The organism is Rhizobium sp. SL86 (assembly GCF_026672545.1).
Taxonomy (GTDB): Bacteria; Pseudomonadota; Alphaproteobacteria; order Rhizobiales; family Rhizobiaceae; genus Neorhizobium.
The window spans coordinates 279,508-301,165 of sequence record NZ_JAPPRJ010000002.1; the positions used below are offsets into that span (position 1 = coordinate 279,508).

General features: G+C 61.4%; 20 protein-coding genes. 17 read left to right on the forward strand and 3 right to left on the reverse strand.

Features of this window, described 5'->3' with window-relative positions; genetic code table 11:
* Nucleotides 1-120 precede the first annotated feature (120 nt).
* The 17 genes from OU993_RS13535 to OU993_RS13615 all read left to right on the forward strand — a co-directional run bounded on the left by OU993_RS13535 (nucleotide 121) and on the right by OU993_RS13615 (nucleotide 19,565).
* Nucleotides 121-4,779, forward strand: coding sequence for a beta strand repeat-containing protein (locus tag OU993_RS13535; protein WP_268158194.1), 4,659 nt, complete (start codon nucleotides 121-123; stop codon nucleotides 4,777-4,779).
* A gap of 158 nt (nucleotides 4,780-4,937) precedes the next feature.
* Nucleotides 4,938-5,639 carry a CoA transferase subunit A gene (locus OU993_RS13540; RefSeq protein ID WP_268158196.1) on the forward strand — a complete coding sequence of 234 codons (702 nt, stop codon included), beginning with the start codon at nucleotides 4,938-4,940 and terminating at the stop codon, nucleotides 5,637-5,639.
* A 3-nt stretch (nucleotides 5,640-5,642) separates the two neighbouring features.
* Nucleotides 5,643-6,269, forward strand: a complete 627-nt coding sequence (locus tag OU993_RS13545) for a CoA transferase subunit B (RefSeq protein WP_268158197.1) — start codon at nucleotides 5,643-5,645, stop codon at nucleotides 6,267-6,269.
* Nucleotides 6,270-6,410: 141 nt separating this feature from the next.
* Nucleotides 6,411-7,202, forward strand: coding sequence for a DeoR/GlpR family DNA-binding transcription regulator (locus OU993_RS13550; RefSeq protein WP_268158199.1), 792 nt, complete (start codon nucleotides 6,411-6,413; stop codon nucleotides 7,200-7,202).
* An 87-nt stretch (nucleotides 7,203-7,289) separates the two neighbouring features.
* Nucleotides 7,290-8,804, forward strand: coding sequence for a glycerol-3-phosphate dehydrogenase (glpD, locus tag OU993_RS13555; protein WP_268158201.1), 1,515 nt, complete (start codon nucleotides 7,290-7,292; stop codon nucleotides 8,802-8,804).
* 55 nt (nucleotides 8,805-8,859) lie between these two features.
* Nucleotides 8,860-9,942 carry an ABC transporter ATP-binding protein gene (locus tag OU993_RS13560; protein ID WP_268158203.1) on the forward strand — a complete coding sequence of 361 codons (1,083 nt, stop codon included), beginning with the start codon at nucleotides 8,860-8,862 and terminating at the stop codon, nucleotides 9,940-9,942.
* 10 nt (nucleotides 9,943-9,952) lie between these two features.
* Entirely contained in the window at nucleotides 9,953-11,023 is a 1,071-nt protein-coding gene (locus tag OU993_RS13565) for an ABC transporter ATP-binding protein (RefSeq protein WP_268158206.1), read from the forward strand.
* Nucleotides 11,024-11,026: 3 nt separating this feature from the next.
* On the forward strand, nucleotides 11,027-11,899 hold the full coding sequence (locus OU993_RS13570) for a carbohydrate ABC transporter permease (RefSeq protein WP_268158208.1): 873 nt from the start codon (nucleotides 11,027-11,029) through the stop codon (nucleotides 11,897-11,899).
* 10 nt (nucleotides 11,900-11,909) lie between these two features.
* On the forward strand, nucleotides 11,910-12,722 hold the full coding sequence (locus OU993_RS13575) for a carbohydrate ABC transporter permease (protein WP_268158210.1): 813 nt from the start codon (nucleotides 11,910-11,912) through the stop codon (nucleotides 12,720-12,722).
* Between the two features lie 12 nt (nucleotides 12,723-12,734).
* Nucleotides 12,735-13,016: a DUF2160 domain-containing protein gene (locus OU993_RS13580; protein ID WP_268158212.1), complete on the forward strand. Its 282-nt coding sequence runs from the start codon at nucleotides 12,735-12,737 to the stop codon at nucleotides 13,014-13,016.
* An 84-nt stretch (nucleotides 13,017-13,100) separates the two neighbouring features.
* Complete coding sequence (locus OU993_RS13585; RefSeq protein ID WP_268158214.1) at nucleotides 13,101-14,825, forward strand: ABC transporter substrate-binding protein; 1,725 nt, start codon at nucleotides 13,101-13,103, stop codon at nucleotides 14,823-14,825.
* Nucleotides 14,826-15,075: 250 nt separating this feature from the next.
* Nucleotides 15,076-15,417, forward strand: a complete 342-nt coding sequence (locus OU993_RS13590) for a hypothetical protein (protein ID WP_268158216.1) — start codon at nucleotides 15,076-15,078, stop codon at nucleotides 15,415-15,417.
* Between the two features lie 103 nt (nucleotides 15,418-15,520).
* Nucleotides 15,521-16,639, forward strand: a complete 1,119-nt coding sequence (locus OU993_RS13595; protein WP_268158218.1) for an ABC transporter substrate-binding protein — start codon at nucleotides 15,521-15,523, stop codon at nucleotides 16,637-16,639.
* The gene (locus tag OU993_RS13600) at nucleotides 16,636-17,703 is read left to right on the forward strand and encodes a FecCD family ABC transporter permease (protein WP_268158219.1); all 1,068 of its coding nucleotides are present in this window, start codon (nucleotides 16,636-16,638) and stop codon (nucleotides 17,701-17,703) included. The genes OU993_RS13595 and OU993_RS13600 overlap by 4 nt, the downstream gene beginning before the upstream one ends.
* Nucleotides 17,703-18,467 carry an ABC transporter ATP-binding protein gene (locus OU993_RS13605; protein WP_268158220.1) on the forward strand — a complete coding sequence of 255 codons (765 nt, stop codon included), beginning with the start codon at nucleotides 17,703-17,705 and terminating at the stop codon, nucleotides 18,465-18,467. The genes OU993_RS13600 and OU993_RS13605 overlap by 1 nt, the downstream gene beginning before the upstream one ends.
* A 16-nt stretch (nucleotides 18,468-18,483) precedes the next feature.
* The gene (locus OU993_RS13610) at nucleotides 18,484-18,978 is read left to right on the forward strand and encodes a copper chaperone PCu(A)C (RefSeq protein ID WP_268158221.1); all 495 of its coding nucleotides are present in this window, start codon (nucleotides 18,484-18,486) and stop codon (nucleotides 18,976-18,978) included.
* Entirely contained in the window at nucleotides 18,975-19,565 is a 591-nt protein-coding gene (locus tag OU993_RS13615) for an SCO family protein (protein WP_268158223.1), read from the forward strand. The genes OU993_RS13610 and OU993_RS13615 overlap by 4 nt, the downstream gene beginning before the upstream one ends.
* 84 nt (nucleotides 19,566-19,649) lie before the next feature.
* Here OU993_RS13615 and minE read toward each other — a convergent pair whose 3' ends face one another.
* Genes minE through minC form a run of 3 tightly spaced genes read right to left on the reverse strand, consistent with a single transcriptional unit; the run spans nucleotide 19,650 to nucleotide 21,515 of the window.
* Nucleotides 19,650-19,910, reverse strand: a complete 261-nt coding sequence (minE, locus tag OU993_RS13620) for a cell division topological specificity factor MinE (protein WP_268158225.1) — start codon at nucleotides 19,908-19,910, stop codon at nucleotides 19,650-19,652.
* Entirely contained in the window at nucleotides 19,907-20,722 is an 816-nt protein-coding gene (gene minD / locus OU993_RS13625) for a septum site-determining protein MinD (protein WP_268158227.1), read from the reverse strand. Before minD ends, minE begins: the two co-directional genes overlap by 4 nt.
* 31 nt (nucleotides 20,723-20,753) lie before the next feature.
* The gene (minC, locus tag OU993_RS13630; protein ID WP_268158229.1) at nucleotides 20,754-21,515 is read right to left on the reverse strand and encodes a septum site-determining protein MinC; all 762 of its coding nucleotides are present in this window, start codon (nucleotides 21,513-21,515) and stop codon (nucleotides 20,754-20,756) included.
* Nucleotides 21,516-21,658: the final 143 nt, after the last annotated feature.

Genomic DNA, 21,658 nt, shown 5'->3' on the forward strand with positions numbered 1-21,658 from the left:
CAGCTTCACTCCAGCAGCAACTTCTAGTCTGCGGCTGGGCCCTCTACGTGCTCGTCGTTTTTTTAAGGTGCTCAACCGGCGCGCCGTTCGGTTGGACAGGCTAGGCAAGAGAACATCTTCATGACGTCAATTGTTGGATCCCTTACTGCAGCACAGATCAGGCAGCTGTCTCCCACGACGATTGCATCGTGGACCAGCGAAGACATCGCCGCACTCAAGACGACGCAGTTGAAGGAGCTGTCCGCAGCACAGGTTGCTGCGATCCAGGCTGAAAATGTGAGCGTCATGACGACCACACAGCTGGCGGCGCTTTCGACCAAGGGTACAGTCGGTTTGACCCTGGACCAGATTGCCGCCATCTCGGCCGACAAATTTGCCAGCCTGACAAACAGTCAGGTGGCGGCGCTCACCACGGCGCAGCTTGCATCCCTCAGCACGGCCCAGGCGGAGGCGCTGACGTCCGCGCAGATCGCCGGGCTCAACGCGCGACAGGTGGCGGCCTTCACGTCTGCGGGGCTGGCTACCTTTTCGACATCCGATGTCGCCGCCATCAGCACCGCTGCAATCTCCGGTCTTTCGACAACAGCCTTCGCTTCGTTGTCCTCCGCACAATTGGCTGCGCTGAAGCCCGCCCAGATTGCCGCCCTGAAGGCCACGCAGCTCTCCGCATTGTCGGCGACGCAGCTGGCGGGTTTTTCGACCACGCAGGTCACCTCCATTACCTCCGCTCAACTTGCCGGACTGTCGACGACGTCCATCGCGGCGCTGAGCACGGATCAGGTTCGCGCCATCAACGTGAAAGCCATTCCCGGCATGACGACGGCGCAAGTCGCGGCGCTGTCGCAGGAACAGCTGGGCGCGCTCTCGGCGTCGCAGGTGGCGGCCATGACAGCAAGCCAGGGTAGTGCAATTACCTCGGACAAGATTACCGCTCTGTCCGCGTCGACGATGACCTCGCTCAGCACTTCTGCGCTTGCCGGATTGTCGACTGCGGCCATTGCCGCGCTGACCACCGAACAGATCACATCCCTGTCGACCAAGCAGGTTGTCGCGCTTTCGACGCGCCAGATGGCAGCCTTGAGCACGACACAGCTGAGTGCGATGGCGACCTCGCAGATGCGGGTCCTGAGTGCCGGACAGCTGGGGGCGGTTTCCGCCGAGGCTGTCGCCGCGTTGGGGACGGCCCAGATCGCAGCCCTGGAGCGGACCACGGTCGCCGGTCTGAAGACGGCGCAGATTGCAGCGCTGTCAACGTCGCAGGTCGAAGCGCTGACGGCCACGCAGGTCGGTGCCTTCAGTGCGACCCAGCTGGCCGCAATCAGCGCCGACGGGCTCGCGACATTCACCACCAGCGAAATCGCGTCGCTCAACTCGGCATCCCTTTCGGGGTTGACGACCAGTCAGATTGCGGCGCTGACGACCAGCCAGATCGCAAGCCTGAAGACCAGCCAGATCCCGGGCCTGAAGGCCGATCAGGTCGGGGCGCTGACCACCGAGCAGTTGCAAGCCCTGACGACCGCCCAGGTGAGCGTGCTGAGTGGCACTCAGGTGGCCGCCTTGGGCTCAACCAAGATTGAGGTGCTTTCGGAAGATCAGGTCTCTTCGCTGAGTACGAAGGCCATTGTTAGCCTGACCGTCGCACAGATCTCGGCGCTCGACAGCCTGCAGATCGACGCGTTGGTCAGCAGCCAGATCAAGGTGATGAGCGCCCGGCAGATCGAGGCGATCGGCACTGCTGGCCTTGCGACCTTCACGACCGGCGAGATTGCCGCCATCGGAACGAGCGTGCTGTCTTCCCTGTCGACCGACAGCGTTGCCGCAATGAGCACGGAACAGGTCGCGGCACTCACATCCACGCAAATCGCTGCCTTGCGGGCAAACCAGGTGTCCGCGCTGTCATCGCTGCAGGTCGAGGTGCTATCCAGCCAGCAATTGAAGGCTCTGACGGCAAGCCAGGTTGCGGCCTTCTCCACGGAGATGATCGGTCTCTTGACGACAAGCCAGGTGTCCGGCTTGACGGCAGCTGCCGTTGCAGGCCTGACGACGGCGCAGTTGTCGGCCATGACGGCGGAAACCATCGCATCGCTTTCCACGACCCAGATTGCCGGTCTCACCTCCAAGCAGACACCGCAGCTTTCGACCGATGCCGTAGCGCAGCTGTCAACCAGCAGTGTGGCTGCCTTGAGCACGGCAGCCATCGCGGCCCTGTCCACCAGCGCCTTTGCGGCCCTCGGTGTCGAACAGCTGAGCGCCCTGACGACATCACAGATCGCTGCGCTGAAGACGGCGCAGATGGCGGTATTGTCGACCGATCAGATCAATGCCTTCTCCACCGAACAGGTGGCTGCTCTTACGGCGACCCAGGTCGGTGCGCTGACGGTGGACCAGGTCGCGTCCATGTCCACTGGCCAGATCGCGGCCCTGAGTGCCAAGGGCGCCGCCGGGCTCACCACGAGCCAGCTGAGTGGCCTGAGCGAGGCGCAAGTCGAATCGCTGAGCAAGACGCAGATCGCGGCGATGAGCAGCACGCAGCTTGGCGCGCTGGACGGCGAAAGCCTGAGTCTGTTCACATTGGAGGAACTGGCTGCGATCACGCCCGCGGCTCTGGCGGGCATGTCGACGGACCAGCTCTCCGTATTGTCCGCGGAACAGGTTGAAGCTTTGACTACGGCGCAGGTCGCGTCACTCAAGTCATCCCAGATCGCCTCCCTGGCGCCTAGTCAGATCGAGTCCATGACCGCGACGCAGGTGAGCAGCCTCGGGACGGCTCAGGTGGCCGCTCTGACCACGGACAGCATCGCAGCTCTCTCCATCGACCAGATTCGCGCCCTGACGACCGCCTCGATTGCGGCCATGACGACATCGCAGATTGCAGCGCTGTCCGCGGATCAGCTGAGCAGCATGACGGCCGCGCAACTCGGCGCCCTGACCTCAACGCAGCTGGGCGCAATGCCATCCGACAGTCTCGATAGCCTGTCGACTAGCGACCTCACCTCGCTCAGCGTCTCTGCGATCGCCGGCCTGTCGACCGACACCATCGCTGCGCTCTCGCTCGATAAGATCGGTTCACTCACCACGGCGCAGGTTGCCGGAATGACAACGAGCCAGATCGCCGCGCTGACCGCCGCCCAGATCGCCCAGCTGTCAACCAGCCAGGTTGCCGCTTTGACCTCCGCACAGGCGGGTTCGCTTTCGGCCACCAGTTTTGCCGCCCTTTCCGATGAACAGATCGGTGCACTCTCCACCAAGGCGGTGGCCGGCCTGACATCAACCCAGATCAAGGCGCTGACGGCGGACCAGATTGACACGCTCTCGACGGCTCAGCTTGGCGCCCTCACGTCGACCCAGCTGGGAGCCCTCACGACCGCAAACATTCAGCAGTTTTCTGCCGATTCGCTTGCCGCGCTCAGCCCGTCCGCTCTTGCCGGACTGCCAGCGTCCGTGTTCGGTTCGCTCAACCAAACGCAGCTTGCGGCGCTGACGACAGCCCAGGTCGCAGGCCTGACGACCGACCAGATGAGCGCCTTGCCGGCGGCGCAGGTTTCGGCACTGTCCACCAGCCAGGTTGCCGTCCTCTCAAGCTCGCAGATTGCCGCTCTGTCTGTCAGTGGCGTGGCAGGCTTCAGCCTCGAACAGGTCGCGGCCATCAAGACGGCGGCGGTGGCAGGTCTCACCACCGCCCAGGTCGGCGCGCTGGATGCGACGCAGGTGGATGCGATGACATCGGGGCAGCTTGCGTCGCTGACGTCGACACAACTCAGCGCACTGAGTTCCGACGCCTGGACGGCTCTCTCGACCGAAGACATCGCCGCTCTTTCCGCCAGCGCAATGGCCGGCGTACCCGCTGTGCAGATTGCCGCAATGACGGCCGAACAGCTCGCCGCACTTTCCACCGCACAGGTTGCCGGTCTTGGCACGCTGCAGTTGGAAGGGTTGACGGCAAGCCAGGTGTCCTCTTTCACCACGGCGCAGATTGCCGCTCTGTCGACCGATCAGATTTCGGCTCTGCATCCGACAGCGGTTGCCGCCTTGTCATCGACGCAGATTGCCGCCGTCAAGCCGGCGACCTTGTCGGCCATGACGACATCGCAGGTGGCAAATCTGTCGGCGGCTCAGGTCGATGCCTTCACGACGGACCAGATTGCCGCGCTGACAGAGGCCCAGATCGGCGCGCTGAGCACCGCGGCCATCGGGACCTTGTCGACCGATGACCTTGCAGCCATCAGCGCCAGCGCTATCGCGGGCCTGACCACGCAGCAGGTCGCGGGCCTGGATCACGAGCAGCTTGCCGCGCTGAAGCCGGAACAGGTGGCAAACTTCACCTATTATCAGGCGAAGGCGCTGACCTCTGGCCAGGTTGAGGCGCTCACCACGGATCAGATCAATGCCCTGAACAGCCTGCAGGTCGCGGCGCTTGGTACGGACAAGCTGGCGGTGCTCTCCACGACCCAGATCGCCGCCCTTTCGTCCGGTGCGATCGCGGGCCTCACGACGGCGGTTATCGGCCAACTGTCGCTGGCCCAGGTCGAGGCCTTTACGCCCGCGCAGGTCGCCGCCCTCTCGTCCGCGCAGGTTGCGGCGCTCGATGCCAGTGACCTCGCCACCTTCTCGGCAAGCGATATCGCGGCACTGTCCAGCAATGGCATTGCGGGTCTGAGCACCGCCAATCTGTCGAGCCTGAGCAGCACCCAGCTGCGTGCCATCACCTCTGAGCAATTGCAGATGATGAATGCCGACCAGATTGCAGCCATCGCGGCGGCTTATGAGGCCGCCGCCTGATTGGATCGATTGAAAACTGTTGCAATGCACAGCGCGACTGCAAGTGCAGTTGACCTTTGATCCGGCAGCCTATCAGTATGGTTCCCGTGCGATTTGCAGGCGGACAAAACGCCTGCGGGCGGGGGCCCTGGCTCCCGCGTTTGGATGGGAGCCAATGCATGCAGAAAATCTATCCTACCGCGAAGGAAGCGCTGGACGGCCTTCTTTTCGACGGCATGTTGATCGCCGCGGGCGGCTTTGGTCTTTGTGGTATTCCGGAACTGCTGATCGCGGCCATCCGTGATGCCGGGACCAAGGAGCTGGTGATCGCGTCGAACAATGCCGGCGTCGACGACTTCGGCCTCGGCATTCTTCTGAAGACCCGCCAGATCAAGAAGATGATCTCGTCTTATGTGGGCGAGAATGCCGAGTTCATGCGCCAGTATCTGTCTGGCGAGCTTGAGCTCGAGTTCAACCCGCAAGGGACCCTCGCCGAACGCATGCGCGCCGGCGGTGCCGGCATTCCCGGTTTCTATACCCGCACGGGCGTCGGGACCGTGATTGCCGAAGGCAAGGAGCACAAGGACTTCAACGGCCAGACCTATATCCTCGAGCAGGGGATCTTTGCCGATCTTGCGATCGTCAAGGCGTGGAAGGCCGATACCTCCGGCAACCTCGTCTTCCGCAAGACCGCCCGCAACTTCAACCTGCCGGCCGCCACCTGCGGCAAGGTCTGCGTGGCCGAAGTGGAGGAGATCGTGCCAGTGGGCGCGCTTGATCCGGATCATATCCACCTGCCGGGTATCTACGTGCACCGCCTGGTACAGGGCGAACATGAAAAGCGCATCGAGCAGCGCACCGTGCGCAAGAAGGAGGCTTGAGCCATGGGATGGGACCGCAACCAGATGGCCGCTCGCGCGGCCAAGGAACTGCAGGACGGCTGGTACGTCAATCTCGGCATCGGCATTCCGACGCTTGTCGCCAACTACATTCCCGAAGGCGTTGATGTGACGCTGCAGTCGGAAAACGGCATGCTGGGCATGGGGCCTTTCCCCTTCGAAGGGGAGGAGGATCCCGACCTTATCAATGCCGGCAAACAGACGATCACCGAACTGCCGCACACCGCCTATTTCGACAGCGCGATGTCGTTTGGTATGATCCGCGGCGGCAAGATCAACATGGCGATCCTCGGCGCCATGGAAGTCTCCGAAAAGGGCGATCTCGCCAACTGGATGATCCCCGGCAAGCTCGTCAAGGGCATGGGCGGCGCGATGGACCTCGTGGCTGGCGTTCGCCGTGTTGTCGTCGTGATGGACCATGCCAGCAAGACAGGCGAATCCAAGGTGCTGCATGAATGCACCCTGCCGCTGACCGGCAAGGCCGTGGTTCACCGAATTATCACCAATCTCGGTGTGCTGGATGTCGTCGAGGGCGGGTTGAAGATCGTCGAGCTTGCCGATGGCGTGAGCGAGGACGAACTGCGCGCCGCCACCCAGGCGACCATCGTCTGACCGACAGGACGCGGGGCGCGCCGGCCGCGCCCCGCTCCAATCCGTCATGCATGAGTTCCGGCTGACGGACTTTCGAGAAATCCGCTGTTGCCCCTTTTTCGTTTTGTCATAAAGTGAAGAAAAACGAAGATTGGGGAGACCATGCTGCTTTCGACACGCCAATCCGAGATCATGGCGATTGCCAAGGAGCATGGTCGCGTCATGGTCGACGAGCTTGCGATACGCTTCGCCGTCACGCCGCAAACCATCCGCAAGGACCTGAACGACCTGTGCGATTCGCGCGCCCTGACGCGCATTCATGGCGGTGCGCTGTTTCCGACTGGCAATGAGAACGTCCAGTATGAGGCCCGTCGATCGATGGCGGCGGCGGAAAAACAGGCGATCGGTCTGGCGGCGGCCGATCTGATCCCGGACAACGCTTCGCTCTTCATCAATATCGGAACGACCACCGAGGCTGTCGGCGAGGCGCTGGCGGACCACAAAGGGTTGATGATCATCACCAACAACATCAATGTTGCCAATCGCTTGCGCGTATTCCCGTCCATCGAGGTGGTGATTGCGGGTGGTGTGGTGCGCGGGTCGGACGGCGGTATCGTCGGAGAGGCTGCAGTCGATTTCATCCGCCAGTTCAAGGTTGATTTCGCCGTCATCGGTGTGTCGGCGATCGATGAGGATGGCGCACTTCTGGATTTCGACTTTCGCGAGGTGAAGGTCGCGCAGGCCATTATCGCCAATGCCCGTCATGTCATTCTGGTGTCCGATTCCTCGAAATTCGAGCGCACGGCACCCGTCAGGATCGGGCACCTCTCGCAGATCCATACCTTCATCACCGATCATTGCCCGTCCGCCAGCATCCGGTCCATCTGTCGCGAGCAGGATGTGAGGTTGTTCGAGACGGACAGCGCGCGCGGCAAAACGATCGAAACCGAATAACATTCGTTTGACATTCGTTTCATTTTCGTTTCTGATATCTACGGTTTCGCAATTGCACAAAATGCTGCGCTGCGAAAGGTGAGATGGATGACGAACGAACGCGTTTACGACCTGTTTGTGATTGGTGGCGGCATCAACGGCTGCGGTATCGCCCGTGATGCGGCGGGGCGCGGTTATTCGGTTGCCTTGGCGGAAATGAACGATTTCGCCTCCGGCACGTCTTCCGGCGCCACCAAGCTCATTCATGGTGGACTGCGTTATCTGGAGCACTACGAGTTCCGTCTGGTTCGCGAAGCGCTGATGGAGCGCGAGGTGCTGTGGGCAATGGCGCCGCATGTCATCTGGCCGCTGCGTTTCGTCCTGCCCTATCAGAAGGGTGGCATCCGACCGGCCTGGCTTATCCGTCTCGGTCTGTTCCTGTACGACCATCTGGGTGGCCGCAAGCTTCTGCCGCCAACCCGCACGCTCGATCTGCGTCGCGACGAAGCCGGCAAGTCGTTGAAGCCGATCTTCGGCCGCGCCTTCGAATATTCCGACGGCTGGGTGGATGATGCGCGCATGGTGGTGCTGAACGCGCGCGACGCCGCCATCCGCGGCGCAATGATCTATAGCCGCGCGAAGGTCGTCTCCGCCCGCCGTGAAAACGGCGTCTGGACGGTCACGATCCGCCACACGGAAACCGGCGATACGACGGTTCTGAAGGCACGCATGCTGGTGAATGCCGCCGGCCCCTGGGTCGATCAGGTGCTGAATGGCGTGATGGGCCGCAACAATGCGCACAATGTGCGCCTGGTTCAGGGCTCGCACATTATCGTGCGCAAGAAGTTCGATCATTCGCGCGCCTATTTCTTCCAGAACCCGGACAACCGCATCTTCTTCGCCATTCCCTATGAGGGCGAGTTTACCCTGATCGGCACCACGGATCGCGACTACAAGGCCGATCCGAAGGACGTGAAGATCAGCGACGAGGAGGTGAATTACCTCTGCAGCGCCGCAAGCGAATATTTTGCCGAACCGGTTCGTCCGAGCGATATCGTCTGGAGTTATTCGGCCGTGCGTCCGCTGTTCGATGACGGCGCGTCGAAGGCGCAGGAAGCGACGCGTGACTACGTTCTGAAGACCGAGGGGGAAGCCGGCGAGGCGCCGCTTCTCAATGTCTTCGGCGGCAAGCTGACCACCTATCGGCGTCTGGCGGAACATGCGCTGGAGAAGATCGGCGAAGCGATTGGCGTCAAGGGCGCGTCCTGGACGGCGGGCAGCAAGCTGCCGGGCGCGGATTTCGGTGTTGATGCCTACGAGATGCAGGTCAAGCGCCTGCGAACATTGTATCCGTTCCTGACGAAGATCCATGCCGAGCGGCTTGTCCGCTGTTATGGTACGGATGCGATCAACCTGATTGGCCCGGCACAGTCCGAAGGAGATCTGGGACGCCATTTCGGCGGCTCGCTCTATGAGGCCGAAGTGCGCTGGCTGATCGACAAGGAATGGGCGGTGACGGCAGAGGATGTTCTCTGGCGCCGCACCAAACAGGGATTGTTCCTGACGGCCGCTGAGGCCGCGGGATTGGAGGACTACATGGCAGGAGCCCGTCGCGCCGCCTGAGGAGGGGCAAAAACGGGCAGCCATTGAACCGAGGGTTGGGAGGCCCGAGGCGTCAATGCTTGAAATGCGCAACGTGTCGAAACACGTCGGTCGTGACATCCATATTCACCCGACGAGCCTGACACTTCACCGTGGCACGCTGAATGTCCTGCTGGGGCCAACGCTGTCCGGCAAGACATCGCTGATGCGCCTGATGGCGGGGCTTGACCGCCCGACGGAAGGCCAGATCCTGTTCGACGGACAGGATGTGACGGGAATGCCGGTCCAGAAGCGCAATGTCGCAATGGTCTACCAGCAGTTCATCAATTATCCGGCGCTGACGGTCTATGAGAACATTGCCTCGCCGATGCGCACGGCCGGCAAGGATGCCGCCACCATCGACCGGGAAGTGCGCAAGGCTGCAGATCTCCTGCGACTGACACCCTATCTCGATCGCACGCCGCTCAATCTCTCCGGTGGCCAGCAGCAGCGCACGGCACTGGCGCGTGCCATCGTCAAGAATGCAAACCTGGTTCTGCTCGACGAACCGCTGGCCAATCTCGATTACAAATTGCGCGAGGAATTGCGCGAGGAACTGCCGAAGATCTTTTCCGCCTCCGGTGCCATCTTCGTCTACGCCACGACGGAACCGTCTGAAGCCCTGCTGCTTGGCGGCAATACGGCGACGCTCAGCGAAGGGCGGGTCACCCAGTTCGGCGAAACCATCAAGGTCTACCGGGATCCGATGGATTTCACGACGGCGAAAACCTTTGCCGATCCGCCGCTCAACAGCATTGAGTTGACGCGTGAGGGCGATCACTTCCTGCTGGGGGAAAAGCCGATCCTGCCCGTGCCGATGCATCTGACGGGCATTCCGTCCGGGCCTGTCCGGATCGCCTTTCAGCCGCATCATTTGCACCTCCACGCCAAGCCCTCGAGCGAGCCCTTGTCTGCCCGCACGCAGATTTCCGAAATCGCCGGCTCCGAAAGCTTCATCCATCTGGAGTTTGCCGGACAGAAATGGGTTCTCCTGACCCATGGCATCCATGACATCGATGCCGATCAGACGATCGACGTGCATCTCGACACCCGCCATCTGATGGCATTCCACCCGCGCACCGGCCAATCGCTCGCCGGCGCCGGCCATGAAGCGGCGTGAGGGGAAGACGATGGCACGCATCAACCTGAACCATATCCGTCATGCCTACAGCGCCAAGGCCGCTGCCGCCGGGGATTACGCCTTGAAAGAGGTCAATCACGCCTGGGAAGATGGTGGCGCCTATGCCCTGCTCGGGCCGTCCGGCTGCGGCAAGACGACCCTGCTCAACATCATCTCGGGGCTCCTGCATCCCTATGAAGGCCGGATCGAATTCGACGGGCGGGATGTGACGGACCTGCCGACAGAACAGCGAAACATCGCCCAGGTGTTCCAGTTCCCGGTCATCTACGACACGATGACGGTCTACGACAATCTGGCTTTCCCCTTGCGCAATCGCGGTGTGGCCGAAACCGAGGTCAAGACGCGCGTCGAGCACATCCTCGACATGATCGATCTCGCCCCGATGGCCAGGCGCAAGGCGCAAGGCCTGACGGCAGACCAGAAGCAGAAGATCTCGCTTGGCCGCGGGCTGGTTCGCAACGATGTCAGCGCCATCCTGTTTGATGAGCCATTGACCGTGATCGACCCACACATGAAGTGGGTGCTGCGGTCGCAGCTGAAGCGTCTGCACCGCCAGTCGGGTTTCACCATGGTCTATGTGACGCATGACCAGACAGAGGCGCTGACCTTCGCAGACAAGGTCGTCGTCATGCATGACGGACAGATCGTCCAGATCGGTTCACCGGCGGATCTTTTCGAACGGCCGATGCACACCTTCGTCGGGTATTTCATCGGCTCGCCGGGCATGAATGTCATGCCGGCCAGGCTGGAAGGGGCGAGCGCGCTGGTCGGTGGCCAGGCAATCCAACTTTCCGGTCGTCCGCGCGCCGGTGAGGCCACATCGCTCGAGCTCGGCATCCGGCCGGAATTCGTGAAGCTCGATACGGCGGGAATGCCGATCCAGGTATCGAAGGTGGAGGATATCGGCCGCCAGAAGATCGTGCGTGCCCTGTTCGAAGGTCATCCGCTGGCAATCGTGGTGTCGGAGGACGAGGCGATACCGGCCGATCCGCGGGTCACGTTCGATCCGTCTGCCATCGGCATCTATGCCAATTCCTGGCGCACAGAGATGGAGGCCTGAGCCATGAACAAGACCTGGAACAACAAGGCCTGGTTCATGGTGTTGCCGGTGCTGGTGCTGGTCGCGTTTTCGGCGGTGATCCCGCTGATGACGGTCGTCAACTATTCGGTTCAGGATACGTTCGGCAACAACCAGTTCTTCTGGGCCGGCACAGACTGGTTCCTGCAGATCCTGCATTCGGATCGTTTCTGGGATGCGCTGGCGCGCAACCTTATCTTCTCCGCCATCATTCTCGCCATCGAAGTGCCGCTCGGCATCCTGATTGCGCTCAACATGCCGAAGAAGGGCCTCGGCGTGCCGGTTTGCCTCGTGCTGATGGCCCTGCCGCTGCTCATTCCCTGGAATGTCGTCGGCACCATCTGGCAGGTGTTCGGCCGTGTCGACATCGGTTTGCTGGGCTATACGCTGAACAGCATCGGTATCGATTACAACTATACGCAGGACCCCGTGGATGCCTGGGTGACGGTCATCGTCATGGATGTCTGGCACTGGACGAGCCTTGTCGTGCTGCTGTGTTATGCCGGTCTCGTCTCGATCCCGGATGCCTATTATCAGGCCGCCAAGATCGATGGCGCCTCGCGCTGGTCGGTGTTTCGTTACATCCAGCTACCGAAAATGAAGCGGGTGCTGCTGATTGCCGTGCTGCTGCGCTTCATGGACAGCTTCATGATCTACACCGAACCCTTCGTCGTCACCGGCGGCGGGCCCGGCAATTCCACCACCTTCCTGTCGATCGATCTCGTCAAGATGGCGGTCGGCCAGTTCGACCTTGGACCCGCGGCGGCCATGTCGATCGTCTACTTCCTGATCATCCTGCTCCTGTCATGGGTGTTCTACACCGTCATGACGCAGAGCGACGAACAGCAGCAGAATTGAGGGGGCCGCAATGACAAAGACCAAGCGCAGCTACGGTTTCCTGATCCCCACGCTCTACATCGTCTTCCTGATCCTGCCGATCTACTGGCTGGCGAATATGAGCTTCAAGACGAACACGGAAATTCTCGGCGCCTTCTCGCTCTGGCCACAAAACCCGACGCTGCAGAACTACCGGGTGATCTTCACCGATCCCGCCTGGTATGGCGGTTACATCAACTCGATCCTCTATGTGGTGCTGAACACGGTGATCTCGGTCACCGCGGCTTTGCCGGCGGCCTATGCCTTTTCCCGGTATCGCTTCCTCGGCGACAAACATCTGTTCTTCTGGCTGCTGACGAACCGCATGGCGCCGCCCGCCGTCTTTGCGCTGCCCTTCTTCCAGCTCTATTCCGCCTTCGGCCTCATCGATACGCATATCGCGGTGGCTATTGCCCACTGCCTGTTCAACGTGCCGCTGGCAGTCTGGATTCTCGAAGGTTTCATGTCGGGTGTGCCGAAGGAGATCGACGAGACGGCTTATATTGACGGCTATTCCTTCCCGAAATTCTTCGTGAAGATTTTCATGCCGCTGATTGCGTCGGGCATCGGGGTCGCCGCCTTCTTCTGCTTCATGTTCTCGTGGGTGGAACTGCTGATTGCCCGCACGTTGACGACGACGGATGCCAAGCCGATTGCCGCGACGATGACGCGCACGGTGTCGGCCTCGGGCATGGACTGGGGCGTGCTGGCGGCGGCAGGCGTGCTGACCATCATTCCGGGCGCGCTCGTCATCTATTTCGTCCGCAACTACATCGCCAAGGGCTTTGCCCTCGGCCGCGTGTGAGAGGAGGTTCCGATGGACTTTTCCTGGATGGCCTGGACGCTGCCGACGGCGCTCTTCTTCATCGTGATCTTCTGCCTGATCGCCGCCATGGGCGTTTGGGAATATGTACGGCCGGGCGGTAGCCCGAGGGTCGGCATCCTGCGCTTCGAGACGACGCGCGGCGACCGCCTGTTCATCTCGCTCCTGGGATCGGCCTTCATTCATCTTGCCTGGCTCGGCCTTGGAGGGCCGAATCTCTGGTGGGCTCTTGCCCTGTCCGTGGTCTACGCCATCGGCGTATTCCGCTTCGTCTAGGGCCGGATTGCCGGAACAGGCGGCGGGAGGCTGCCTGTCCGGATTAGACGGAAAACTGCATTCGCAAACTTCGGGAGGATGACTATGCGAAAGCGACTTTTGACCACGACGGCAGCCCTGCTGCTGGCCACCAGCGGCGCGGCCTTTGCCGACATGAATGCCGCCAAGTCCTTCCTGGACAAGGAGATCAAGGACATGTCCGTCCTCGATCGTGCCGCCCAGGAAAAGGAAATGCAGTGGTTCATTGATGCGGCAAAACCCTTTGCCGGCATGGAAATCAAGGTGGTCTCCGAAACCATCACCACGCATGAATACGAATCCAAGGTGCTGGCACCCGCTTTCACCGCCATTACTGGCATCAAGATCACCCATGACCTGATCGGCGAAGGCGACGTCGTCGAGAAGCTGCAGACGCAGATGCAGTCGGGCGAGAACATCTATGACGCCTATGTCAACGATTCCGACCTGATCGGCACCCATTGGCGCTACAAGCAGGCCCGTTCGCTGACCGACTGGATGGCGAACGAAGGCAAGGACGTGACCAATCCCGGCATCGACCTGCAGGACTTCATCGGCCTGAAATTCACCACCGCGCCGGATGGCAAACTCTACCAGCTGCCGGACCAGCAGTTCGCGAACCTCTACTGGTTCCGTTACGACTGGTTCAACGACGAAAAGAACAAGGCCGACTTCAAGGCGAAGTACGGTTATGACCTCGGCGTGCCGGTCAACTGGTCGGCCTATGAGGATATCGCGGAGTTCTTCACCGGCCGTGAAATCGGCGGCAAGAAGGTCTTCGGCCATATGGACTATGGCAAGAAGGACCCGTCGCTCGGCTGGCGCTTCACCGATGCCTGGCTCTCCATGGCCGGCAATGGCGACAAGGGCCTGCCGAACGGTCTGCCGGTTGATGAATGGGGCATCAAGGTCAATGAGAAGTCGCAGCCGGTCGGCTCCTGCGTCGCCCGCGGTGGGGATACCAACGGTCCGGCCTCCGTCTACGCCATCCAGAAATATCTCGACTGGCTGAAGGCCTATGCACCGCCGTCTGCCCAGGGCATGACCTTCTCGGAATCCGGCCCGGTTCCGTCGCAGGGTGAAATCGCCCAGCAGATGTTCATGTACACGGCCTTCACCGCCGACCTCGTCAAGGATGGTCTGCCGGTCGTTAACGCCGACGGAACGCCGAAGTGGCGTTTTGCGCCGAGCCCGCATGGCGTCTACTGGAAGGACGGCATGAAGCTCGGTTACCAGGACGTCGGTTCCTGGACGCTGATGAAATCGACCCCGGTCGACCGCGCCAAGGCCGCCTGGCTCTATGCGCAGTTCGTCACCTCCAAGACCGTGGACGTGAAGAAGAGCCATGTCGGCCTGACGCTCATCCGCGAATCGACCATCCAGCACAAGAGCTTCACCGATCGCGCGCCGAAGCTCGGTGGTCTGATCGAGTTCTACCGCTCGCCGGCCCGCGTCCAGTGGTCGCCGACCGGCACCAACGTGCCGGATTATCCGAAGCTCGCTCAGCTGTGGTGGCAGGCGATCGGCGATGCATCCTCCGGCGCCAAGACGGCGCAGGCCGCGATGGATTCGCTGTGCGCAGAACAGGAAAAGGTGCTGCAGCGCCTGGAACGTGCCGGCGTGCAGGGCGATATCGGCCCGAAACTGGCTGAGGAAAAGGATCTCGCCTACTGGAACAAGGATGCCGTTTCCAAGGGCAACCTCGCGCCGCAGCTGAAGATCGCGAACGAGAAGGAAAAGCCGATCACGGTCAACTATGATGACCTCGTGAAGAGCTGGCAGAAGAAGTAAGACTGGCGGACCCACAGACTTTTTGGGCCGGCGCTTGAGACATCATGCGCCGGCCTTTTTGTCTTCACCGGGCTTCACCGGGCAGGTGACCGGGATTGCGCGTTCGAGCGTGACGCCTTGCCGATCGACAAACTGCCGCATTGCGTAGGCCAAATCTTCTGGTAACACTCCAGTTATGGCCCAAGGACACGCACTCCGCAGGATGTCGACTTGGCAGGCGTTCGTTCGCCTGCTGTGCGTGTGCGCGCTCTTGGCACTGGCCTTCGCCCATCGGCCGATCGCCGTTCAGGCTGCTGACCTGCCAGTCGAAGAGTTGGCCGCCTATACACTCCCGGATGGAACAGTCCCGGTTCTCTGCCTTGCCGGAACCGATCATGGCGAGCATGAACAGCATTCCGGTTTCGGTTCGACGGGCTGCGAGGCCTGCCGGCTGAGTGCCGCGATCCTTCTTCCGGTTCCGCCGCTGGTCGGGGTGGCAAGGGCTGCCCTGCCCGCCGATGTGCCCTTGCCACCGCGGGTGGAAGCCTTTGTCCGGCAGCTTTTTCCACCCAATGCCGCGCCGCGGGCGCCGCCCTCCGTCACGGTCACCTGAGCTTTTTCGCCCGCCCGCAGATCCCTGTGTGGCATCTCAGTGTGTCGTGCCGGACAATCCCGCTGTTTTTCGGGAGATCCGGCCATTCGTCGGATCCATCTTTATGTTCTCCTCTGTCACCTCCGCGCTGGTTGCCGGCGCATTTCTGTCCCTTCTGACCCTCGGCAGCGTTGCGCAGGCCGAAATCACCGTCACGGACGTCAAGGGCCGTACGGTCACCCTGGCCAAACCTGCCGAACGCGTCATGCTCGGTTTCTATTATGAAGACTACCTGGCGATTGCCGGCCCGGGCGCCATCGACAAGGTCGTCGCCCTGTCGCTTTCCACCTGGAAGGACTGGCGGCCGTACCAGTTCGCCGCCTATGAAAAGGCGCTTCCGAAACTCTCCTCTATCCCGGATGTCGGAAACACGGAGGACAATACGTTTTCCATCGAGAAGGTGATCGCGGCCAAGCCGGATCTGGTGATCCTCGCCGCCTGGTCCTTCGATGCGCTGGGTGAAAATGTAAAGCAGATCGAGGCCGCCGGCATCCCGATCGTCACCCGCGACTACAATGCCCAGACGGTAGAAAAACACGTCGCCTCGACCCTTGCGCTTGGCAGGCTGATGGGCACGCCGGAGCGCGCCGAGACGCTTGCCAAGGCCTATCAGGAAGCCATGGCAGACATCGATCGCCGCATCCAGTCTCAAGGTCCAAGCACAAAAAAGGTCTATGTGGAACTCGCCCAGAAGGGTGCGGCGGAAGTCGGCAATTCCTATGGCAATTCCATGTGGGGTGCGCTCGTGACCAGGCTGGGCGGCAAGAACATTGCCACGGGCCAGATCGGCAATTGGGGTCCGCTCAGCCCGGAATATGTCCTGACGCAGAAGCCCGATCTTGTTTTCCTTGCCGGTTCCGAATGGGTCGGACGGCCGCAGGCCGTCACGGTCGGTTTTGGCGCGAGCCCCGAAACGGCGCGCGAACGAATGAAACCCTATCTTGCCCGCGCCGGCTGGGATGCGCTGCCCGCGGTTGAGAACGGTCAGGTCTATGCCATCTATCATGGTGGTGCGCGAACGCTTTCCGACTATGTCTACGCGCAGTTCATCGCCAAGCAGCTTTATCCGGACGCGTTCAAGGACGTCGATCCGGCCGAAAACCTGCGGCGTTTCTATGACACCTGGCTGCCGGTTAAGGCCGATGGTGTCTATATGCTGCCTTATGAAAGCAAGAGCCAGTGACGGCGACGCTCGATCCGTTGCAGTTGCAGGAGATGCGCGACGGCTGGCGTCGCGCATCGGTTCGACGCCAGGTCATGCTTGCCATGGCCGCCGCCCTGCTTGTTGTCCTGATGATCCTTGACATGACAACAGGACCGTCCGGCATGCCGCTTGGCGATGTCGCTCGCGGTCTGATCGCCGGCCCATATGGCCAGGACCGGATGACCGCCACCATCCTCTGGCAGTTGCGCATGCCGCAGACGGTGATGGGGGTACTCGTCGGCGCCTGCCTTGGCCTGGCCGGCCTGCAGATGCAGACGATCCTCAACAATCCGCTGGCAAGCCCCTTTACGCTCGGGTTTTCCGCGGCAGCCGGTTTTGGTGCGGCGCTCGCGATCCTGCTTGGCTCGGCCATCCCGCTGCCTCAGTTCATCGCAATCCCCGTCTGCGCCTTCCTTGCCACGCTCATCGCTTGCGGGCTGATCTACCTCGTCGCGGCCCTTCGCGGGGCGAGCGCCGAAATCCTCGTTCTCGGTGGCATCGCGGTGATGTTCTTTTTTCAGTCGCTGCAATCCCTGCTGCAGTTTCTTGCCTCGCCCGAAGTCCTGCAGCAGATCGTCTTCTGGCTGTTCGGCAGTCTCCTGAAAGCCACCTGGACCAGTGCGACGGTCGTTGCCGCCGTTCTGATCGCCATCCTGCCCTTCGCGTTGAAGGATATCTGGGCCCTGACGACACTGAGGCTGGGGGAGGCCAATGCCGCAAGCCTCGGTATTGGCGTCGAGCGGCTGCGTCGTCGTACCTTCGTGCTGGTGGCGTTCCTGACGGCGGCGGCAGTGAGTTTCGTCGGCACGATCGGTTTTGTCGGACTGATTGCGCCGCATGTGGCACGGGCGCTGGCTGGAGAGGATCACCGCTTTTCGCTGCCGGTTGCAGCCATCACGGGCGCGATTATCCTCATCGGTGCATCCGTCGTCACCAAGCTCATTTCGCCAGGCGCCGTCATTCCTGTCGGCATCGTCACCGCCGTTGCCGGCGTTCCGATGCTGTTCGCCGTGATCGTGCTGCGCGGAAAGGCTGGTGCCTGATGCGACATGGCCTGCAACTTTCCTCGGTGAGCCTGCGACGCGGAACCGCCGAGATCCTCAAGGATGTGACGACAGAACTTGCGCCCGGCCAGATCGTCGGCCTCATCGGTCCGAATGGCGCGGGTAAGTCAACGCTGCTGAATGCCATTGTCGGACTGACCGCCTGCCGTGGTGAGATCCGCTGGAAGGCAAAGCGACCGAACCTGGAATCGGTCGGTTACATGCCGCAGAACTGCCAGGTCAGGGCGCAGCTCAGCGTGCTGGAGACGGTGCTGCTCGGCAGTCCTTCGAGACTCGGCTGGATGGTGCCTACGCAAATCGTGGCAGACGCCTGCGCCGTTCTGGCCCGTTTCGGGCTTGCCGATCTGTGCCATCGCGGCATGGCAACCCTCTCCGGCGGCCAGCAGCAGATGGTCCTTCTGGCTCAGAGGCTGATGCGCAGGCCGGATCTTCTGTTGCTTGACGAGGCAACGAGCGCTCTGGATATCCGCCATCAGATGCAGGTCTTTGCCATTCTGCGCGACTATGTCGCCGAGACCGGCGCGCTGGTCTTGGTAGCGATCCACGATCTCAATCTGGCTTCGAATGCCAGCGACAAATTGATGCTGCTAAAGGCCGGACGTCTCAGCGCCTGTGGACCTGTCGATGAGGTCATCACGCCGGAAGTGATCGAAAATGCCTATGGGATCAACGCCGAATTCATTACCTCACCGGCCGGGCGCCGTTGCGTCCTGCCGATCCAAGCCCATCATGGACACTCCTGAACAGACGAGCAACATCATGAAGAACCATCTGAAAAATATCGCCTTTCTCGCCGCATTCCTTCTCGGTACAGGCCTTGCCGGCGCCCACGGCTTCAAGGTCGGCGACCTGGAAATCGGTCATCCCTACAGCCGGGCCATGCTGCCGGGCGCCAAGGTTGGCGGCGGATATCTGAAGATCGTCAATCCGGGCAAGACCGACGATCGCCTGGTGTCTGTCTCGTCCGATCGTGCGGCCTCCGTTCAAATTCACGAGATGAGCATGGACGGGACGGTGATGAAAATGCGAGAATTGCCGCAGGGTATCCCGGTTCCAGCTGGTGATACCGTTGAGCTGAAACCCGGTGGATACCATCTGATGTTCATGAACGTTTCCCAGCCCTTTAAGGAAGGTGAGATGGTGAAGGCGGTCCTGAACTTCGAAAAGGCAGGACCGGTTGAGGTTGAATTTGCGGTTGGCCCCGCAGGCGGTGATACGCATGCAGGGCACGGACACAAGGAGCACAAGAAGTGAACCGAAACCCCATGGCGTTGCTGGCGATCGGAATCGCCGGCATCTTCTTCGCCGGACTGGTCGGAATCATGTTCTGGGTGTCGGCGGATAGCGCTCGCGCCCGCACCGGCCCGTTTGATGCAAAATTCTCGCTGGTGGACGATCGCGGTGCGCCGGTAGACCAGACCCTGTTCAAGGGGCGCCCTTCGCTCGTCTATTTCGGCTACACCCATTGCCCGGAGGTCTGCCCGACCACCCTGTTTGAGGTTGCCGGCTGGCTGAACAAGCTCGGACCGGAGGGCGAGAAGCTGAAAGCCTATTTCTTCACCATCGATCCGGCTCGCGATACGCCGGACGTCATGCACGCCTATGTGACGTCGATCACCGATCGGATCACCGGCATTACCGGCAGCGCCGAAGAAATGAAGAAGGTGACCGATGGGTGGATGATCCACGCCGCGCGCACCTATGGTGATGACAGCGATTATCACATGAGCCACACCACCTCGTTGTTGCTCATCGGCGCCGATGGACGCCTGAAAGGCATGATCCCTTATGGGGAAGACGATGACCTTGCGCTGAAGAAGATCCGCAATACGCTGCTCTGATCAGGAGAGGCTCTGGACGTAACTAAGAAAAAGGGCCGCGATCTGCGGCCCTTGTGGTGTTTGCTGAGTGTCTGATGTGTCGGATCAGGCTGCCTGACGGCTCGCATTGAGCGGGATCTCGACGTCAATTTCGAGGATCGAGACGTTTTCGTCGCGATCCATCTTCACCTGAACCCGGTCACTGTCGAGTTCGACATGCTTGGCGATCACGGCCAGGATCTCCTCCCGCAGCACTGCCACGAGATCGGAGCCGGAGGAAGCACGTTCATGCGCCAGGAGAACCTGCAGCCGCTCCCGAGCAAGAGGCGCGGAACGCTGCTTGTTAAAGAGGCGGAAAATGTTCATGCAGCCCTCCGTGCGAAGATCTTGCCCAGAATGCTGCGCTTTTCTTCCGGAATGGAGACCGGAATGTCCTCGCCGGCGAGGCGCCGGGCCGCTTCGAAATAGGCAAGCGACGGGGCGCAGCGGGCATCGGCCAGCGTCACCGGTGCGCCGAGGTTCGAGGCGCGCAGCACATCGGTGCTTTCCGGAATGATGCCGAGCAGCGGGATCGACAGGATTTCCAGAACGTCGTCGACCTTCAGCATGTCGCCGCGCTGGGCGCGGGCGCCATCATAACGGGTCAAAAGCAGGTGCTTCTCCATCCGCTCGCCGCGCTCTGCCTTCATCGTCTTGGAATCGAGCAGGCCGATGATGCGGTCGGAATCGCGGACCGAGGAGACTTCCGGATTGGTGACCACGACGGCAATGTCGGCATGACGCATGGCAAGCGTCGCACCGCGTTCGATGCCGGCGGGGCTGTCGCAGATCACCCAGTCGAAGTAGCGCTTCAGCTCGTTGATCACCCACTCGACACCTTCCGGCGTCAGATTGTCCTTGTCGCGGGTCTGCGAGGCCGGCAGCAAGAACAGGTTTTCCAGCCGCTTGTCGCGGATCAGCGCCTGGGTCAGTTTCGCATCGCCCTGGATCACGTTGATCAGGTCGTAGACCACGCGGCGTTCGGCGCCCATGACGAGATCGAGATTGCGCAGGCCCACGTCGAAGTCCACGACGACGACCTTTTCATTGCGTTGGGCGAGTGCTGCACCGAGTGCGGCGGTCGAGGTCGTCTTGCCAACCCCGCCCTTGCCCGACGTGACGACGATTACCTTCCCCATCTTTATCTCCTGTGAATGAGCGTGATTGGGCTCAGTTGAGTTTCTCGGCCATGATTGCATCGCCTTCGAGCCATAGCTGGACGGGTTTCCCCAGCAGCTCCGGCGGCAAATCCTCAGCCATCTTGTAGATGCCGTCGATTGCGATCAGCTCCGCCTCCAGTTTCCGGCAGAAGATGCGCGCAGACGCATTTCCCACGGAGCCCGCCATGGCTCGCCCGCGCAGGGCGCCATAGATGTGGACGGAGCCGCCTGCGATGACTTCCGCGCCGGAGGCGACGGACCCGACGACGGTCACATCCCCTTCCGTAAAGATGATCGATTGCCCGGACCTTACGGGTTCGTTGATCACGAGCGACGGATGCGCGGAACGGCTTTCCGATGCGACCGCTGTCGCGGGTGGTGCGGAAGCGACCGTTGTCTCATGTTTGTCCTCGGCGCCCGTTTCGGTCGCCTCGGTTGCCGTCACCTCGACATCGCCGGCCGGCCGGCCGCCCTTCAGAACCGGCGGCATGCCGGGCGAGATCATCGACGGTTTGGCGCCCTCGATGCCCATGATGCGCACATTGCGCTCGGCGAGCTTTTCGAGGAATTCCGTCAGTTCCGCCCGGTTGATGCCGAGGTCGGCAACATCCAGAACCACCGGGCGGTTCAGGAAGAAACCGGCGGAGCGGGCAGCCAGATCGTCCAGCCGAACCAGCCAGTCATCCAGCGGCAGGTCCGGGGACAACACGACCGCCAGAAAGGAGCGGCCCTTGATCCTGATGGAGCGAGAGTCTGTTAGCACTTCGGTCATCTACGTAAAGAAATCGTTGACGTATGGGTAGCGCTGATTTGGTTAACGAATGGTTAACGTGGCTCTGTGCGAAGTAAGGAATTGCTCAAATTCGGACAGGCCGGAGGACGCGTTGCAAACGACGGCCCTGGTGCTGATTGCCT

What these genes read in the sequence shown, in the direction of transcription:
- OU993_RS13535 (WP_268158194.1), top strand. Translation starts at nt 121, where the DNA reads ATGACGTCAATTGTTGGATCCCTTACTGCAGCACAGATCAGGCAGCTG.
- OU993_RS13540 (WP_268158196.1), top strand. Translation starts at nt 4,938, where the DNA reads ATGCAGAAAATCTATCCTACCGCGAAGGAAGCGCTGGACGGCCTTCTT.
- OU993_RS13545 (WP_268158197.1), top strand. Translation starts at nt 5,643, where the DNA reads ATGGGATGGGACCGCAACCAGATGGCCGCTCGCGCGGCCAAGGAACTG.
- OU993_RS13550 (WP_268158199.1), top strand. Translation starts at nt 6,411, where the DNA reads ATGCTGCTTTCGACACGCCAATCCGAGATCATGGCGATTGCCAAGGAG.
- glpD (WP_268158201.1), top strand. Translation starts at nt 7,290, where the DNA reads ATGACGAACGAACGCGTTTACGACCTGTTTGTGATTGGTGGCGGCATC.
- OU993_RS13560 (WP_268158203.1), top strand. Translation starts at nt 8,860, where the DNA reads ATGCTTGAAATGCGCAACGTGTCGAAACACGTCGGTCGTGACATCCAT.
- OU993_RS13565 (WP_268158206.1), top strand. Translation starts at nt 9,953, where the DNA reads ATGGCACGCATCAACCTGAACCATATCCGTCATGCCTACAGCGCCAAG.
- OU993_RS13570 (WP_268158208.1), top strand. Translation starts at nt 11,027, where the DNA reads ATGAACAAGACCTGGAACAACAAGGCCTGGTTCATGGTGTTGCCGGTG.
- OU993_RS13575 (WP_268158210.1), top strand. Translation starts at nt 11,910, where the DNA reads ATGACAAAGACCAAGCGCAGCTACGGTTTCCTGATCCCCACGCTCTAC.
- OU993_RS13580 (WP_268158212.1), top strand. Translation starts at nt 12,735, where the DNA reads ATGGACTTTTCCTGGATGGCCTGGACGCTGCCGACGGCGCTCTTCTTC.
- OU993_RS13585 (WP_268158214.1), top strand. Translation starts at nt 13,101, where the DNA reads ATGCGAAAGCGACTTTTGACCACGACGGCAGCCCTGCTGCTGGCCACC.
- OU993_RS13595 (WP_268158218.1), top strand. Translation starts at nt 15,521, where the DNA reads ATGTTCTCCTCTGTCACCTCCGCGCTGGTTGCCGGCGCATTTCTGTCC.
- OU993_RS13605 (WP_268158220.1), top strand. Translation starts at nt 17,703, where the DNA reads ATGCGACATGGCCTGCAACTTTCCTCGGTGAGCCTGCGACGCGGAACC.
- OU993_RS13610 (WP_268158221.1), top strand. Translation starts at nt 18,484, where the DNA reads ATGAAGAACCATCTGAAAAATATCGCCTTTCTCGCCGCATTCCTTCTC.
- minE (WP_268158225.1), bottom strand. Translation starts at nt 19,910, where the DNA reads ATGAACATTTTCCGCCTCTTTAACAAGCAGCGTTCCGCGCCTCTTGCT.
- minD (WP_268158227.1), bottom strand. Translation starts at nt 20,722, where the DNA reads ATGGGGAAGGTAATCGTCGTCACGTCGGGCAAGGGCGGGGTTGGCAAG.
- minC (WP_268158229.1), bottom strand. Translation starts at nt 21,515, where the DNA reads ATGACCGAAGTGCTAACAGACTCTCGCTCCATCAGGATCAAGGGCCGC.